1 protein-coding gene is annotated in these 376 nt (G+C 66.5%); it reads right to left on the reverse strand.

Going from position 1 to position 376, the window contains the following annotated elements; genetic code table 11:
* Nucleotides 1-376: signal recognition particle receptor subunit alpha (locus tag EXE45_RS18280; RefSeq protein ID WP_199233713.1), on the reverse strand; the 376-nt coding region annotated here is incomplete at both ends.

The raw sequence follows: 376 nt of genomic DNA on the forward strand, positions 1-376 counted from the left end.
AGAGCTTCGCGATGCTCGTCGTCTTCCCCACGCCGTTGACGCCGGTGAAGACGATGGTGACCGGCTTGTCGGCCTCGGCGATGCGCTGCTCGAAGTCGAACTGGCCGACGGCGATCACGTCGAGCAGGGCGTCGTGGAGCGCCTCCTCGACGAGCTCGCCGGTCGTCTCGACCTGCTTGCGCGACTCCCCGAGCATGCTCTCGCGGACGCTGTCGAGGATCTGTTCGGCGACGCTCATCTCCACGTCGCTCTCGAGTAAGGCCATCTCGAGGTTCCACAGCGGCTCCTCTAAGTCCTCCTCCTCGATGATGATCCGGCCCGTCGCGAACGCCTTCGCGCGCTGGAAGGTGCTCGGCTCTCGCCGGGCGTCGTCGAC

The sequence above is a fragment of the Halorubrum sp. SP9 genome, from assembly GCF_005435015.1.
Classification (GTDB): Archaea; Halobacteriota; Halobacteria; order Halobacteriales; family Haloferacaceae; genus Halorubrum; species Halorubrum sodomense.